Source organism: Streptomyces yamdrokensis (assembly GCF_053890455.1).
In genome coordinates, this window is sequence record NZ_CM132679.1 from 3,016,697 (window position 1) to 3,031,548 (window position 14,852).

Sequence of the window (14,852 nt, forward strand, 5' to 3'; positions counted from 1 at the left end):
CCGGCGATGGCGTCGGACACGGCGGCGGGGCCCTTTGGGGCCCCTGCCGCTCCCCAGCCGCGCAGGAGCGTCACCGGCACCCGCACCACCGTGGCGGCGCTGTTCCTGCTGCCCGCGCTGCTGCTGCTCGGTGCGCTCGTGGTCTACCCGATCGGGTACTCCGTCGTCCGCAGCTTCTACGACCAGTCCGGCGACGGGTTCGCCGGATTCGACAACTACCGGGCCCTGTTCACCGACGACGGCATCCGCACCGCCCTGAGGAACAACGTCATCTGGGTGGTGTTCGCGCCGACGGTCGCCACCGCGCTCGGCCTGGTCTTCGCGGTGCTGACCGAACGGATCCGCTGGGGAACGGCGTTCAAGCTGGTCGTCTTCATGCCGATGGCGATCTCGATGCTGGCGGCGGGCATCATCTTCCGCCTGGTGTACGACCAGGACCCGGACAAGGGCGTGGCGAACGCGGTGTGGGTGGGCGTGCACGACACCTTCGTCCAGTCGTCGGCGTACCCGAAGGCCCACCCCGGCCGTGAGTCGCCGCTGGAGGCGGCCGGCGGCGGCGCCTTCGTCACCAGGGCGACGGTGAGCGTCGGTGGGACCGTCACGCTGCCGCTGGTCGGTGTCGCGCCGGACCTGATCCCCGACGACGCCGAGCGGGCGGCGGCGCCGGAGCCGGAGGCGGACCGGATCACCGGAACGACCTGGCAGGACTTCACCCGCGGCAAGGGCGTCGGCACGCTGAACGGCGTCGACGCGGACGAGCTGGGCTACCCCGGCATGAGGATCGAGGCGGTCAGAAACGGCACGGTGGTGGAGACGGCCACGGCGGGTGCCGACGGCACGTTCTCCCTGTCGGCGAAGGCGGACGGCGCACAGCTCCGGCTGCCGGCGAGCAACTTCCAGGAGCCGTACAACGGCCTGAACTGGCTGGGCCCGGCGCTGGTCACGCCGGCCGTCATCGGCTCGTACATCTGGATGTGGGCGGGCTTCGCGATGGTGCTGATCGCGGCCGGGCTCGCGGGCATGCCGCGGGAACTGCTGGAGGCCGCGCGGGTCGACGGCGCCAACGAGTGGCAGGTGTTCCGGCGGATCACGGTGCCGATGCTGGCGCCGGTGCTCGCGGTGGTCACCGTCACCCTGATGATCAATGTGCTCAAGGTGTTCGACCTGGTGTTCATCATCGCGCCCGGCTCCTCCCAGGACGACGCGAACGTTCTCGCGCTGGAGCTGTACCGCAAGGGCTTCTCCGAGGACCAGCCGGGCATCGCCAGCGCGATCGCGGTGTTCCTGCTGCTCCTGGTGATCCCCGTGATGTGGTTCAACGTGCGGCGGCTGAGGCGGGAGGTACGGCGATGAGCGCAGACGCCGGCAGTGTCACCGAGGCGGCCTCACCGCCCGTCAACGCCGTCAGGGCCGAGCGGTCACTGGGTTCGAGGCTCGGCGAGTGGGTGAGCGGCGGACTGGTCCGCGTCTTCCTGATCGTCGTCGGCCTGTTCTGGCTGGTCCCGACGCTCGGTCTGCTGCTGGCCAGTCTGCGCACCCCGCAGGACATGGCCGCCGACGGCTGGTGGACGGTGCTCACCGAGCCGTCGCAGCTCACGTTCGGCGCCTACGAGACCCTGCTGGAGAACGACGACATCACCGGCTCCCTGCTGAACACGGTGTACATCACCGTCCCGGCGACGGTGCTGGTGGTGGTGATCGGCTCGCTGGCCGGATACGCCTTCGCCTGGATGGAGTTCCCGGGCCGGGACTGGTGGTTCCTGGGGGTGGTGGGGCTGTTGGTGGTGCCGGTGCAGGTGGCGCTGATCCCGATCGCCGAACTCTTCGGCGCCATCGGAGTCTTCGGCTCGATCGTCGGCGTGATCCTCTTCCACGTCGGCTTCGGTCTGCCGTTCGCGGTGTTCCTGCTGCGCAACTTCTTCGCGGAGATCCCGAAGGAGCTGCTGGAGGCGGCCCGGCTGGACGGCGCCGGCGAACTGCGCCTGTTCGCACGGGTGGTGATGCCGCTGGGCGGGCCGGCGATCGCCTCGCTCGGCATCTTCCAGTTCCTGTGGGTGTGGAACGACATGCTGGTCGCGCTGATCTTCACGGACTCCGGGAGCCAGCCGATCACGGTCGCGCTGCAGACGCAGGTACGGCAGTTCGGCAACAACATCGACGTGCTGGCGCCGGGCGCGTTCATCTCGATGGTGATCCCGCTGGCCGTGTTCTTCGCCTTCCAGCGGCAGTTCGTCTCCGGCGTGATGGCGGGCGCGGTGAAGTGAGACACCGCGCACGGGCCCCGGACGCGACGTGCTCCGGGGCCCGGAGCGGGGCGGGGTCCAAAGGCCTATTCGATGACGAGCTCGACCGGGATGTTGCCGCGGGTGGCGTTGGAGTAGGGGCAGACCTGGTGGGCCTGCTCGACCAGCTTGCGGCCGGTCTCCTGGTCCACCGCGTCGGGCAGCTCGACGCGCAGCGTCACGGCGAGCGCGAAGCCCTCGCCCTGCTTGCCGATGCCGACCTCGGCGGTCACCGCGGCCTCGCTGACGTCCACCTTGGCGGACCGGCCGACCAGACCGAGGGCGCTGCCGAAGCAGGCCGCGTAACCGGCGGCGAACAGCTGCTCCGGGTTGGTGCCCTCGCCGTTGCCGCCCAGCTCCACGGGGGCGCTGAGGCCGAGGTCCAGCTTGCCGTCGGAGGTGACGGCGCGGCCGTCACGGCCGTGGGTGGCGGTGGCGACAGCGGTGTAGAGCGCGTCCATGGGAACCCTTCCCTCTCGAGTGATGGTCGTGCGGCGGCCGGTCCGTCGGTGACCCGGACCTCCGCACGACCACAAGCAAAGCACACAATTAAATTGCGCACAACTAAATGGCTCGAAAGAGCTACCCTGGAGCCATGACACCGACCCCGAACCCCGGACCGACCCCGAACCCCGGACCGGCTCCGGAGCCGGCCGCCCGGACGCCCGGGCCCGCCGGCGACTGGCTCCGCCTCGACCAGCAGATCTGCTTCTCCCTGCAGTCCGCCTCGCGCGCCTTCAACGGCGTGTACCGCGTGGTCCTCAAGGACCTCGGCCTCACCTACCCGCAGTACCTGGTGATGCTGGCCCTCTGGGAGCACGGCACGCTGCCCGTCAAGACGCTCGGCGAGCACCTGCGGCTCGACTCCGGCACGCTGTCCCCGCTGCTCAAGCGGCTGGAGGCGGCCGGCCTGGTCCGCAGGGAGCGCAGCGCGCGCGACGAGCGCTCGGTGGAGGTGCGGCCCACCGGGGAAGGCGTCGCGCTGCGCGAGCGGGCCCTCGACGTCCCGCGCCGGATCGCCACCGCGACCGGTTCCGGGTTCGACGAGATCGAGGAACTGAGGGCCCGTCTGGACCGGCTCACCACCGCACTGGACGCGGCGGCGGCGAACGGAGCCTAGGATCCTGACCTACGGCGGGGACCGGACGCACGGTGGAGACCGACCACCCACCGCACCGCCACGGGGCCAACGACGAGGGGACGGCCGCACATGACCTGGTTGATCACCGGCGGCGCCGGTTACATCGGGGCGCACGTCGTACGCGCGATGACCGAGGCGGGGGAACGGACGGTGGTGTACGACGACCTGTCCGCCGGCATCCCCGACCGCGTGCCGGACGGCATACCGCTGGTGGTCGGTTCGGTCCTGGACGGCGAGCGGGTGGCGCGCGCCCTCGCCGACCACGAGGTCACCGGCGTCGTGCACCTGGCGGCGAAGAAGCAGGTCGGCGAGTCGGTGGAACTGCCCCTGCACTACTACCGGGAGAACGTCGAGGGCCTGCGCGTCCTGCTGGAGGCGGTGACGGCGGCGGACGCGGTGTCGTCCTTCGTGTTCTCGTCGTCGGCGGCGGTGTACGGCACGCCGCCCTCCGGCGCCGAGCTGGTCACCGAGGACACCCCCTGCCTGCCGATGTCCCCCTACGGTGAGACGAAGCTGGCCGGCGAGTGGCTGGTCCGCGCCACGGGCCGGGCGACAGGCCTGTCCACGGCCTCCCTGCGCTACTTCAACGTGGCGGGCGCCGCGCGCCCGGAACTCGCCGACACGGGCGTCTTCAACCTCGTTCCCATGGTCTTCGAGAAGCTGACCGCGAACGAGCCCCCGCGGGTGTTCGGCGAGGACTATCCGACCCCGGACGGCACCTGCGTCCGCGACTACATCCACGTCGTCGACCTGGCCGAGGCGCACGTGGCCGCGGCACGCGCCCTGCGCACCGCACCCGGCCGGGACCTCACCCTCAACATCGGCCGCGGCGAGGGCGTCTCGGTCCGGGGCATGATCGACCGCATCAACGCCCTCACCGGCCACGACCTCCAGCCCACGATCGCCCCCCGCCGCCCCGGCGACCCGGCGAGCGTCGTCGCCTCCTCCGACCGCGCCGCCACCGAACTCGGCTGGAAGGCCCGCCACGGCGTCGACGACATGATCACCTCGGCCTGGTCCGGCTGGCAGCGCCTGCACCCGGCGGCGGGACGCGGCTGACCCGCGCCGATGCCCTCTGCCCCGACACCCTCCGAACGCGCCGTGGGCGCCGTCGTCGGTTCCGCCGTCGGCGACGCCCTGGGCGCCCCCCTCCTCGCCCGGCGGCTGTGCGGCTGAACCCACCTACAGCGCCCTGAGCGCCGCGGTCGTCGCCCTCGCCAGGGCTGCCAGGTAGCCCTTCGGGAGTTTCGGGTTGCGGATGATGACCGAGCGCCAGTACAGCGGGCCCGAGATCAGGTCGAGGGCCAGGGCGTGGTCGACGCCGGGGCGCACCTCGCCCCGCTCCTGCGCCGCCGTGACGACACCCTTGGCGACCCCGTCCTGGCCCTCCCGCAGCGCCTTCTGCAGCGCCTCGGCGATGTCGGGGTTGCGGGCGGCCTCGGCCTGGAGGTCGGGGAGGACCTGCGAGGCGACGGGATGGCGCAGGGCGCGTGAGGTGACCTCGTACAGCAGCCGCAGGTCACCCTCCAGGGAGCCGGTGTCCGGCGCGGGCAGGCCCTGCACGGCGATCGCCGAGACCAGGTCCAGGACCAGGTGCAGTTTGGAGCGCCAGCGACGGTACACGGCGGTCTTGCCGACGCCCGCGCGGCGCGCGATGCCCTCGATGGACATCCGCGCGTAGCCGACGGCCGCGAGTTCCTCGAAGACGGCCGCCCGGATCGCCTCCGTCACGTCCTCGCGCAGTACGGCCGCCCCGGCGGGAGCCCTGCGGCGCGGAGGCGGCTGGGGCTCCTCGGCGTTCGTCGTCATGCGGACCAGCATAGGGCGCGACGACGATACGGACCCGTTCTGACGACGGCACGTACACCGATCCGGCACGGACAGGCACGGGGGCGGCCCGCCCCGGGCCCGGAACGGGCCTGGCCGGGCCCGGGAGAGGGCGGGCCGGGAGAGGACGGGCCGGACCCTGGGCCGCCACGACGAAACGGTTGCGTTCCGACGTGCGTTCGGCCTACGCTCGCGTTGCGACGATACGGTGCCGTCCCGACGTAGGTGAACGCGCGACGACGCGCAGGGAAACACCGGCCGGAACCCGGCACCGCACCACTCCACCGTCTCCCCCACCCCCCTAGCGAAAGCAGCGGATGTGAGTCAGGTCCTCCACACACCGCCTCCCGCACCGGTCCACCCGGCCGCCGAGGACGACCTCCCCGCCCTCGCCGCCCGCCACGGCCTCACGGTCAGCGGCGCCCGCCCCACCCTGCCCGCCTACGTCCGCGAGCTGTGGGCGCGCCGGCACTTCATCCTCGCCTTCTCCCGGGCGAAGCTGACCGCGCAGTACAGCCAGGCCAAGCTCGGCCAGCTGTGGCAGGTGGCCACGCCGCTGCTGAACGCGGCCGTGTACTTCTTCATCTTCGGCCTGCTGCTGGGTGCCCGCCGGGGCATCCCGAGCGAGGTCTACGTCCCGTTCCTGGTGACGGGCGTGTTCGTGTTCACGTTCACGCAGAGCTCGGTCCTCGCCGGGGTGCGGGCCATCTCCGGCAACCTCGGCCTGGTGCGGGCCCTGCACTTCCCGCGGGCCTCGCTGCCCGTCTCCTTCGCGCTGCAGCAGCTGCAGCAGCTGCTGTACTCGATGGTCGTCCTGGTCGTCGTGGTGATGGCGTTCGGCAGCATGCCCGCGCTGTCCTGGCTGCTGGTCGTCCCCGCGCTGCTGCTCCAGTTCGTCTTCAACACCGGCCTCGCGCTGGTCTTCGCGCGCCTGGGCAGCAGGACCCCCGATCTGGCCCAGCTGATGCCGTTCGTGCTGCGGACCTGGATGTACGCCTCGGGCGTCATGTTCAGCATCCCGGCGATGCTCGCCGACAAGGACGTCCCCCACTGGCTCGCCGACGTCCTGCAGCTGAACCCCGCCGCGGTCTACATGGACCTGGTCCGCTTCGCGCTGATCGACGGCTACGGCTCCTCGTACCTGCCGCCGCACGTGTGGGCGTTCGCGGTGGGCTGGGCGCTGTTGGCCGGCGTGATCGGCTTCGTGTACTTCTGGAAGGCTGAGGAGACCTACGGCCGTGGCTGACAACACCGACGAGAAGATCCCCACCGTCGTCGCCGACGGCGTCGACATCGTCTACCGGGTCAACGGCACCGGCGCCGGGCGTGGCAGCGCCACCGCCGCCCTCAACCGCATCGTGCGCCGCCGCAAGACCGAGAAGGCGTCCGGCGTGCGCAAGGTCCACGCGGTGCGGAACGTGTCCTTCGTCGCCTACCGGGGCGAGGCCATCGGCCTCATCGGCACCAACGGCTCGGGCAAGTCGACCCTGCTCAAGGCCGTCGCCGGACTGCTCCCGGTGGAGAACGGCCGGATCTACACCGACGGCCAGCCCTCCCTCCTCGGCGTCAACGCGGCCCTGATGAGCGACCTCACCGGCGAGCGCAACGTCATGCTGGGCGGGCTCGCGATGGGCATGTCCCGCGAGCAGGTCCGGGAGCGGTACCAGGAGATCGTCGACTTCTCCGGCATCAACGAGAAGGGCGACTTCATCACCCTGCCGATGCGCACCTACTCCTCCGGCATGGCCGCCCGGCTCCGTTTCTCCATCGCGGCGGCCAAGGACCACGACGTCCTCCTCGTCGACGAGGCGCTGGCCACCGGCGACCGCTCCTTCCAGAAGCGCTCCGAGGCCCGCATCCGCGAGCTGCGCCAACACGCCGGGACGGTGTTCCTGGTCAGCCACAGCAACAAGTCCATCCGCGACACCTGCGACCGCGTGCTGTGGCTGGAGCGGGGAGAACTGCGCATGGACGGCCCGACGGACGAGGTCCTCAAGGAGTACGAGAAGTTCACCGGCGGCCCGGACAAGGCCCGCAGGCCCACCCCGAAACCGAAGCCGAAGCCGAAACCGAAGACGGAGACGGAGACGGAGTTGAAACCGAAGCCGGAGACCGAGCCGAAGCCGGACTCCCAGCCCGTTTCGAAGCCCGCCTGAGCACCGGCACCGCAACGCCGCAGGGGCGCCCCGGACACGATGGTCCGGGGCGCCCCTGCGGGTTGTGAGCCGTGGGCGGGCGCGTGCCGCCTTACGAGTGCGAGCGCAGCAGCGTCCGCATCGTCCGCATCGCCACCGACAGGTTCGCCAGGTCGAAGGTGTCCGAGCTCTGGATCTCCTCCAGGGTGGTGCGGGCCCGGCTGATGATGGCCTCGTTCTTCGCCTCCCACACCTTGAACCGCTGCTCCGGTGTCGCCGTGCCGTCGCCCGCCGCGAGCACGTCGGCCGTGAGCGCCGAGTGCGCCGCGTACAGGTCCTCTCGGATCGCCGCGCGGGCCATGGACTGCCAGCGGTCGGCGCGGGGCAGTTCGCTGATCCTGTCCATCAGCTGGGTGATGGACAGCCGGTCCGCGAGGTCGTAGTACACCTCGGCGACGTCCAGCGGCTCCTTGCCCATACGGTCGGCCACCGAGACGATGTCGATCGCCGCGAACGCGGAGGAGAACCCGGCCACACGGGTGGCGAGTTCCGACGGGACGCCGACACCCGTCAGCTCGTCGTGGATCTTCTGGAACCACTTCAGGTCCGCACCGCGCAGCAGCTTCGGCAGCTGCGACCAGACCAGCTCGACGCGCTCGGCGAAGAACGTCACCGTCTCCTCGAGCTCCAGCGGCTGCGGCCGGTTGTTCAGCAGCCAGCGCGTGCCGCGCTCCACCAGCCGGCGCGAGTGCAGCCTGATCCGGGTCTGTACGTCCGCCGCGACCAACGTGTCGAGGGCCTCGACCCCGTCCCACACCATGGCGGCACGGAAGATCGCGCGGGCCGCGGTCTGGGCCCGGACGATCTCCTCCAGCGAGGCGCCGGTCTCCTCCCGCATCCGGTGCAGATACGTCGTACCGCCCGTGTTGACCGTGTCGTTGACCAGGACGGTCGTGGTGATCTCGCGGCGCAGCGGGTGCGCGTCGATCCGGTCGGGGAACTGCTCGCGCAGCGGGGCCGGGAAGTAGGAGTGCAGCAACACCTTGAGGTACGGGTCGTCGGGCAGTGAGGTGCGCAGCAGCTCGTCGGCGACCGTGATCTTCGTGTACGCCATCAGCACGGCCGTCTCCGGACCGGTCAGGCCCTGCCCGGCGCTCAGCCGCTCGCGGATCTGGCGGTCGGCGGGCAGGAACTCCAGGGCCCGGTCGAGGTGGCCCTCGCGCACCAGGTGCTTCATGAAGCGCTGCTGGGCGTGGAGCATGTCCTTGGACTGGGCCAGGGCGTTGGCGATGGCGGTGTTCTGCGCGTAGTTGGCGCGCAGCACCATCCCGCCGACCTCGTCGGTCATCGAGGCGAGCAGCTTGTTGCGCTGCTTGACCGTCATGTCGCCGTCCGCGACCAGGGTGTTGAGCAGGATCTTGATGTTCACCTCGTGGTCGGAGGTGTCCACGCCGGCGCTGTTGTCGATGGCGTCGGTGTTGATCCGGCCGCCGTGCAGCGCGAACTCGATCCGGCCGAGCTGGGTCATGCCCAGGTTGCCGCCTTCACCGACGACGTCGACCCGCAGGTCCCCGCCGTCGACGCGGATGGGGTCGTTGGCCTTGTCGCCGACGTCGGCGTTGGACTCGCTCGCCGCCTTGACGTACGTGCCGATGCCTCCGTTCCACAACAGGTCCACCGGCGCCTTGAGGATCGCCTTCATCAGGTCCGCCGGGGTCATCTTGGTGACCCCGGACTCGATGCCGAGCGCCTCGCGGATCTGCGCGTTGACCGGGATGGACTTGGCGCTGCGCGGGAACACGCCACCGCCGGCCGACAGCAGACCGGTGTCGTAGTCCTCCCAGGAACTGCGCGGCAGGTCGAACAGGCGGCGGCGCTCGGCGTGGCCGACGGCCGCGTCCGGGGTGGGGTCGATGAAGATGTGCCGGTGGTCGAAGGCGGCGACCAGCCGGATGTGCTCGCTGAGCAGCATGCCGTTGCCGAACACGTCGCCGGACATGTCGCCGATGCCGACGACCGTGAAGTCCTGGCTCTGGGTGTCCACGCCCAGTTCCCGGAAGTGGCGCTTGACGGACTCCCAGGCGCCGCGGGCCGTGATGCCCATGCCCTTGTGGTCGTATCCGGCGCTGCCGCCGGAGGCGAAGGCGTCGCCGAGCCAGAAGTCGTAGGCCTCGGCCACCTCGTTGGCGGTGTCGGAGAACTTGGCGGTGCCCTTGTCCGCCGCGACGACGAGATAGGTGTCGTCCCCGTCGTGCCGGACGACGTCCGCCGGGGGCACGACCGCGCCGGCCACCATGTTGTCGGTGATGTCGAGCAGCGCCGAGATGAACGTCCTGTACGCGGCGACGCCCTCGGCCATCCAGGCGTCACGGTCCACGGACGGGTCCGGCAGCTGCTTGGCGACGAAGCCGCCCTTGGCGCCGACCGGCACGATGACGGTGTTCTTCACCATCTGTGCCTTGACCAGGCCCAGGATCTCGGTGCGGAAGTCCTCCCGGCGGTCCGACCAGCGCAGGCCGCCGCGCGCGACCTTGCCGAACCGCAGGTGCACGCCCTCGACCCGCGGCGAGTACACCCAGATCTCGAACGCCGGACGCGGCGCGGGCAGGTCGGGCATGGCCTGCGGGTCGAACTTCATGGAGACGTAGTCGTGCGGGCGGCCGCCGCTCGTCCTTTGGAAGAAGTTGGTGCGCAGCGTCGCCTTGATCACCGTGAGGAAGGAGCGCAGGATGCGGTCCTCGTCGAGCGAGGCGACCTGGTCGAGGGCGGCGTCGAGCTCCTCCAGCAGCGCGTCCACCAGCTCGAACCCGGCGCCCTGCCGCTCCGGTGCCATCCGCGCCTCGAAGAGGGAGACGAGCAGCCGGGTGGTGTGGACGTTGTTGCGGAGGGTGTCCTCCATGTAGTCCTGGCTGAAGGTGGAGCCCGCCTGGCGCAGGTACTTGGCGTACGCGCGCAGCACCGTCGCCTGCCGCCAGGTCAGCCCGGCGCTCAGCACGAGGGTGTTGAAGCCGTCGTTCTCCGCCTTGCCGGTCCAGGTCGCCGCGAAGGCGTCCTGGAACCGCTCACGGGCGTCGTCGCCGGGGTAGTCGGCGCCGCCGGGGGCCTTGGGCAGCCGCAGCCCGAAGTCGTAGATCCAGGCCACGCTGCGGTCGGAGCAGCGCAGCTCGTAGGGCCGCTCGTCGACGACCTCGACGCCGAGCCGCTGGAGCACGGGCAGCACGGCGGAGAGGGAGACGGCCTCACCCTTGCGGTAGATCTTGAAGCGGCGCTCCTCGGGGGCCGCGCCCACCGGCTCGTACAGGCTGAGCTCGAAGTTCTTCTCGTCGTCGAGCTGTTCGAGCCGTACCAGGTCGGCGACGGCGCCGCGTGGGGTGTGGTCGGCCTTGTACCCCTCGGCGAAGGCGCCCGAGTAGCGGCGCAGCAGTTCGGCGGCGCGCTCCTCGCCCAGTTCGGCGGTGAGGGCCTCACCGAAGCCGTCGGCCCAGGAGCGGGCGGCCTCGACGAGCCGGGTCTCGATGCGCTCGCGGTCGTGGTCGGAGAGCTGGGGCAGCTCGGTGCCCTGCGGGACGCGGACCACGAAGTGCAGCCGGGAGAGGATCGACTCGGTGTTCCAGGCGGTGAAGTCGACACTGATGCCGCCGAGCTCCTCCTTGAGGATGTCGATGATCCTCAGCCGCACACCGGTGGTGTAGCGGTCGCGCGGGAGGTAGACGAGGGCGGAGTAGTAGCGCCCGTACTCGTCCTGGCGCAGGTAGAGCCTGAGGCGGCGGCGCTCCTGGAGGTAGAGCACCGAGGTGGCGATGGCCCGGAGCTCGTCGGCCGGGGTCTGGAAGAGCTCGTCGCGCGGGTAGGTCTCCAGGATCTGCAGCAGGTCGCGTCCGTCGTGGCTGTGCGGCGAGAAGCCGGCGCGCTCGAGGACCTCCTCGACCTTGCGGCGGATCACCGGGACCCGGCGGACGGACTCGGTGTAGGCGGCGGAGGAGAACAGGCCGAGGAAGCGGCGCTCGCCGACGACGTTGCCGTCCGCGTCGAACTTCTTGACGCCGATGTAGTCCAGGTAGGACGGCCGGTGCACGGTGGCCCGGCTGTTGGCCTTGGTCAGGACGAGCAGCTTGTGCTCGCGCGCCTTGGCGCGGGCGTCGGCGGGCAGTCGCTCGAAGGAGGGGCTGACCGGGTGGCCGTCGTCGGTGAGGTGGTGCGGGTCGGAGCGCAGTATGCCGAGGCCGGTGCCGGGGACGGCGACCAGCGAGTCGTCGTCGCGCAACTGGTACTCGCGGTAGCCGAGGAAGGTGAAGTGGTCGTCGGCGAGCCAGCGCAGCAGCTCCCGGGCCTCCTCCACCTGACCGCCCGGCACGTCGGCGGGGACGGGTTCGCCGGGCAGGCCGTCGGCCAGCAGGGTCGCCGCCTGGCGCATCTTGCCCCAGTCCTCGACGGCCTCACGGACGTCGGACAGGACGCGCAGCAGGTCGACGGTGATCTGCTTGAGGTCCCCGCGGTCGGTCTCCCGGTCGGTCTCGACGTGGATCCAGGACTCGACGTGGGCGTCGTGCGGCAGCTCGCCCCCAGCGGGTTCGGCGTGCACCTCGATCAGCTTGCCGGTGAGGTCGCGGCGCACCACCACCTGCGGGTGGATGACGACGTGGATGCCGCGGCCCTGGCGGGTCAGCTCGTTGGTGACGGAGTCCACGAGGAAGGGCATGTCGTCGGTGACCACCTCGACGACGGAGTGGCTGCACGTCCAGCCGTTCTCCTCCACGGTCGGGGTGTGGACCCGGACACTGGCCGTGCCCTGGGGACGGTTCCCGGCCAGCCGGAAGTGGGAGACGGCGGCTCCGAAGACGTCGACCGGGTCGCGGCCGACAAGGTCCTCCGGGGCGGTGTGCAGGTAGTAGCGCTGGAGGAACGCGAGCACGGTGTCCCGGTCGGGCATGCCCTTGTCCGTCGTCCCGGTCGGCAGTTTCCCCCCGGCCGGGCTGTTCTCAGCTACCCGGGCAGCCTTTTCGAGCAGCTCGGCCTTTGCTTCGTCCAGCTTGGTCTGCATTGTCCTCTGGCTCCTGTCGCGCGCCGTTGCGTGACGTAGAAGGAAGTACGGTTTCTGCGCCCGCGGTGCGGTGGTACGTGGCGGGGTGTCCGCTCCGTACCGACGCTATGCCGCGGGATGAGACGAGCGGGGGCTTCTCTGCCCATTTCGACGCGCCCGACGGGTGTGACGCTGCTCTCCGCGGCGTGTGAACCCGGGGGATGCGGCGCGTCCCGGGGACCCGCCGGGTCCCGTCCCGCCCGCGAGGACCAGCGAGCGCCGCCCGGCCACGGATGTCGTCCGTGCTCGCCGGGCGCACAGCGGGGACGGCGAGGCCCCCGCGAGCTATCGCGCTGATCACGCCACCCAGGCTATCGCCCCCCGCGGGGGGCCCGTCATGAGCCGTATGTGTACAAAACAGGGGGCGGAACTTTGACGTTCTGCACAGTGCGCACCCGGTGTCACCGGGTCGCCCGCCGTCCGCTTCCCGCCCGCCGTCCGCCCTTCACCGTGGCGCTTGGCACCCGGTTCAGCTCGCCAGGCGTTCCGCTTCCTCGACGGCCTCCGCCAGCGTGTCCACCACCGGCACCCCCACCGCCTCGAGGCTCGCTCTGCTGTGCGAGCCGCCGGTGTAGAGCACGGCTGACGCCCCCACGTGCCGCGCGGCCAGCGCGTCGTCGGCGGCGTCGCCGATCACCACCGTGCGCGACGGGTCCACGCCGGTCAGCGCGCCGAGGTGCCGCACCATGTGCTCGGACTTGCCGCCACCCGACGGCCCGGTCCGCCCGTCGACGCGTATGAAGTGCGGCTCGATGCCGAAGCCCCGGACCAGGGGCACCAGGTCCTCGTGTCCGTACATGCTGAGGATCGACTGGCTGCGCCCCGCCGACGTCCATCCGGCCAGCAGCTCCGCCGCCCCCTCGGCGAGCGCGCACCGCACCCGGTGCTCGGTGTAGTACCGGTGGAAGGTCGCGTCCATCAGCTCCCACTCGGTCTCGGTGGGCAGCCGCCCCATCAGCCGCTCGTAGAACTTCGGCACCGGCACGCAGTACAGCTCCCGGTACCGCTCCAGCGTGAGCGACTCCAGACCCAGCTCGGCGAAGGCCGCGTTCGTCGCCCCGATGACCGCGTCGACGTCGTGGAACAGCGTGCCGTTCCAGTCCCAGACGATGTGCGCGTCCCTGTGCATCCCCATGGAAGGAAAGTACCCGCCGCCACCGACAACGGGGAGAACGGCAGGTCGCCGCCGTATCCGACGACCACGGGCACGGCGACGAACCCGACGGCGAACCCCGTGTTTCGCCCGGCGGGCGTCCGCGCGAGGACACCGGCCCGCACGCCCCCGGGACCCTTCGGGCAGGTGGCCCGGGCGACGCCGGCCCGGTGCGCCGGCTCCCGCCCTTCCCGGCTCCCAGGACGGGCCACCGGACGGCCCACGCACTCCGCCACCGCAGGGCCGGTCGCACCGGCCCCGGGCCCTCGGGCCGCCCCGAGCCCTGGACAACCGCCGGGCCGCGGTCCACCCGGGAGCCGCGGGACCGCACGGGTCCCCCGTGGCCCCGCCGGCGCGCTCCACCGCCCGCACGGGCCCGCCCCCGGTGTCGCGCCCAGGGCCTGTCGCGGAAGCGGCGTCGTCGCCCGAAGGGCGGCCGCGCGGCGTCACTTTCGCGACGGGCCCTGGGCCGTCGGCCCCACCAGGTTCGGGATCTCCTGTGTGGCGTACCACAGCAGTTCGTGGTCCTCCGCCCCGTCCACGGCGGACTGTGCGTCGGCGTCCCCGGCGTCCGCCGCGGGCAGGGCCCGCGCGGCGGACGCCACGTCCGGCTCCGCGTCCGGCGCGTCCACGTGCACCGCCGCCGCACGGCCCAGCCGCACGGCCCCGTCGACCCGCAGCTCACCGGGGCCGGCGGGGTCGGCCGAGACCGCCCGGTCGGGTACGTCCACGGCGACCACGACCCGGCGCCGCGGGGCGCCGGCGTCCGCCGTCAGCAGCCGCAGCGAGGCCAGCGCGGCACGGCCCAGCGCCGCGTACTCCAGTTCCTCGAGGTCCTCGGAGCGGTACCACTCGCGCAGCGCGGGCGTCACACCGTAGGCGGGGAACGGCCTCGCGCCCAGCTCTCCCGTCCGGTACGCCTCGGCGAGACCGGAGAGGGTCAGGGGGACGTAGACGCGCATGTCGGCCGCTTTCGTGGTCGGGGGTCCGCCGGGGATCGCGGGACACCTCTGGGGGGGGCGGCCGCATCCGGCCAGGTGGGCCCTCAGGATACGTGCGGGCGTCCCCCATCGGGTTGCTGCCCACCCCCTCGAGGGCGTCCACTCCGGGCCCGGAATTCACCCGGTACGCCCGCTCCCGTACAGGGTCGACCGGGTGCCGTTCACTCGGATAAGTGAATCCTCCGGCCGCCCCGACACGGCTCACGGCTCCTTGCCGCCGCCCTCCGTCGCCC

The 14,852-nt window shown here is 71.6% G+C and carries 11 protein-coding genes; 6 read left to right on the forward strand and 5 right to left on the reverse strand.

Features of this window, described 5'->3' with window-relative positions; all coding sequences use genetic code 11:
* Nucleotides 1-6 precede the first annotated feature (6 nt).
* Complete coding sequence (locus ACWZEH_RS13120) at nucleotides 7-1,353, forward strand: carbohydrate ABC transporter permease (RefSeq protein WP_456198303.1); 1,347 nt, start codon at nucleotides 7-9, stop codon at nucleotides 1,351-1,353.
* Complete coding sequence (locus ACWZEH_RS13125) at nucleotides 1,350-2,264, forward strand: carbohydrate ABC transporter permease (protein ID WP_456198304.1); 915 nt, start codon at nucleotides 1,350-1,352, stop codon at nucleotides 2,262-2,264. The genes ACWZEH_RS13120 and ACWZEH_RS13125 overlap by 4 nt, the downstream gene beginning before the upstream one ends.
* A gap of 65 nt (nucleotides 2,265-2,329) precedes the next feature.
* Here ACWZEH_RS13125 and ACWZEH_RS13130 read toward each other — a convergent pair whose 3' ends face one another.
* Nucleotides 2,330-2,743, reverse strand: a complete 414-nt coding sequence (locus ACWZEH_RS13130) for an organic hydroperoxide resistance protein (protein ID WP_456198305.1) — start codon at nucleotides 2,741-2,743, stop codon at nucleotides 2,330-2,332.
* Between the two features lie 134 nt (nucleotides 2,744-2,877).
* Here ACWZEH_RS13130 and ACWZEH_RS13135 point away from each other — a divergent pair, with 134 nt between their 5' ends.
* Both ACWZEH_RS13135 and galE read left to right on the forward strand, forming a co-directional pair.
* Nucleotides 2,878-3,402, forward strand: a complete 525-nt coding sequence (locus ACWZEH_RS13135; RefSeq protein ID WP_456198306.1) for a MarR family winged helix-turn-helix transcriptional regulator — start codon at nucleotides 2,878-2,880, stop codon at nucleotides 3,400-3,402.
* A gap of 90 nt (nucleotides 3,403-3,492) precedes the next feature.
* Complete coding sequence (gene galE, locus ACWZEH_RS13140; protein WP_456198308.1) at nucleotides 3,493-4,482, forward strand: UDP-glucose 4-epimerase GalE; 990 nt, start codon at nucleotides 3,493-3,495, stop codon at nucleotides 4,480-4,482.
* Between the two features lie 123 nt (nucleotides 4,483-4,605).
* On the opposite strand, the gene ACWZEH_RS13145 is transcribed toward galE, so the two are convergent.
* Complete coding sequence (locus ACWZEH_RS13145; protein ID WP_456198310.1) at nucleotides 4,606-5,244, reverse strand: TetR/AcrR family transcriptional regulator; 639 nt, start codon at nucleotides 5,242-5,244, stop codon at nucleotides 4,606-4,608.
* Between the two features lie 325 nt (nucleotides 5,245-5,569).
* Here ACWZEH_RS13145 and ACWZEH_RS13150 point away from each other — a divergent pair, with 325 nt between their 5' ends.
* Entirely contained in the window at nucleotides 5,570-6,496 is a 927-nt protein-coding gene (locus ACWZEH_RS13150) for an ABC transporter permease (RefSeq protein ID WP_456198312.1), read from the forward strand.
* Nucleotides 6,489-7,406 (forward strand): ABC transporter ATP-binding protein, encoded by a 918-nt coding sequence (locus ACWZEH_RS13155; RefSeq protein WP_456198314.1) that lies wholly within the window; start codon nucleotides 6,489-6,491, stop codon nucleotides 7,404-7,406. The genes ACWZEH_RS13150 and ACWZEH_RS13155 overlap by 8 nt, the downstream gene beginning before the upstream one ends.
* 91 nt (nucleotides 7,407-7,497) lie before the next feature.
* Here the strand turns inward: ACWZEH_RS13155 and ACWZEH_RS13160 are convergent, their stop codons facing one another.
* From ACWZEH_RS13160 to ACWZEH_RS13170, 3 genes are all read right to left on the reverse strand, one after another.
* A complete protein-coding gene (locus ACWZEH_RS13160) occupies nucleotides 7,498-12,426 on the reverse strand; it encodes an NAD-glutamate dehydrogenase (protein WP_456198316.1) in 4,929 nt (1,642 codons plus the stop codon).
* A 508-nt stretch (nucleotides 12,427-12,934) separates the two neighbouring features.
* Nucleotides 12,935-13,600, reverse strand: a complete 666-nt coding sequence (locus tag ACWZEH_RS13165) for an HAD family hydrolase (protein WP_456198317.1) — start codon at nucleotides 13,598-13,600, stop codon at nucleotides 12,935-12,937.
* A gap of 464 nt (nucleotides 13,601-14,064) precedes the next feature.
* Nucleotides 14,065-14,580 (reverse strand): DUF6912 family protein, encoded by a 516-nt coding sequence (locus ACWZEH_RS13170; protein ID WP_456198319.1) that lies wholly within the window; start codon nucleotides 14,578-14,580, stop codon nucleotides 14,065-14,067.
* Nucleotides 14,581-14,852: the final 272 nt, after the last annotated feature.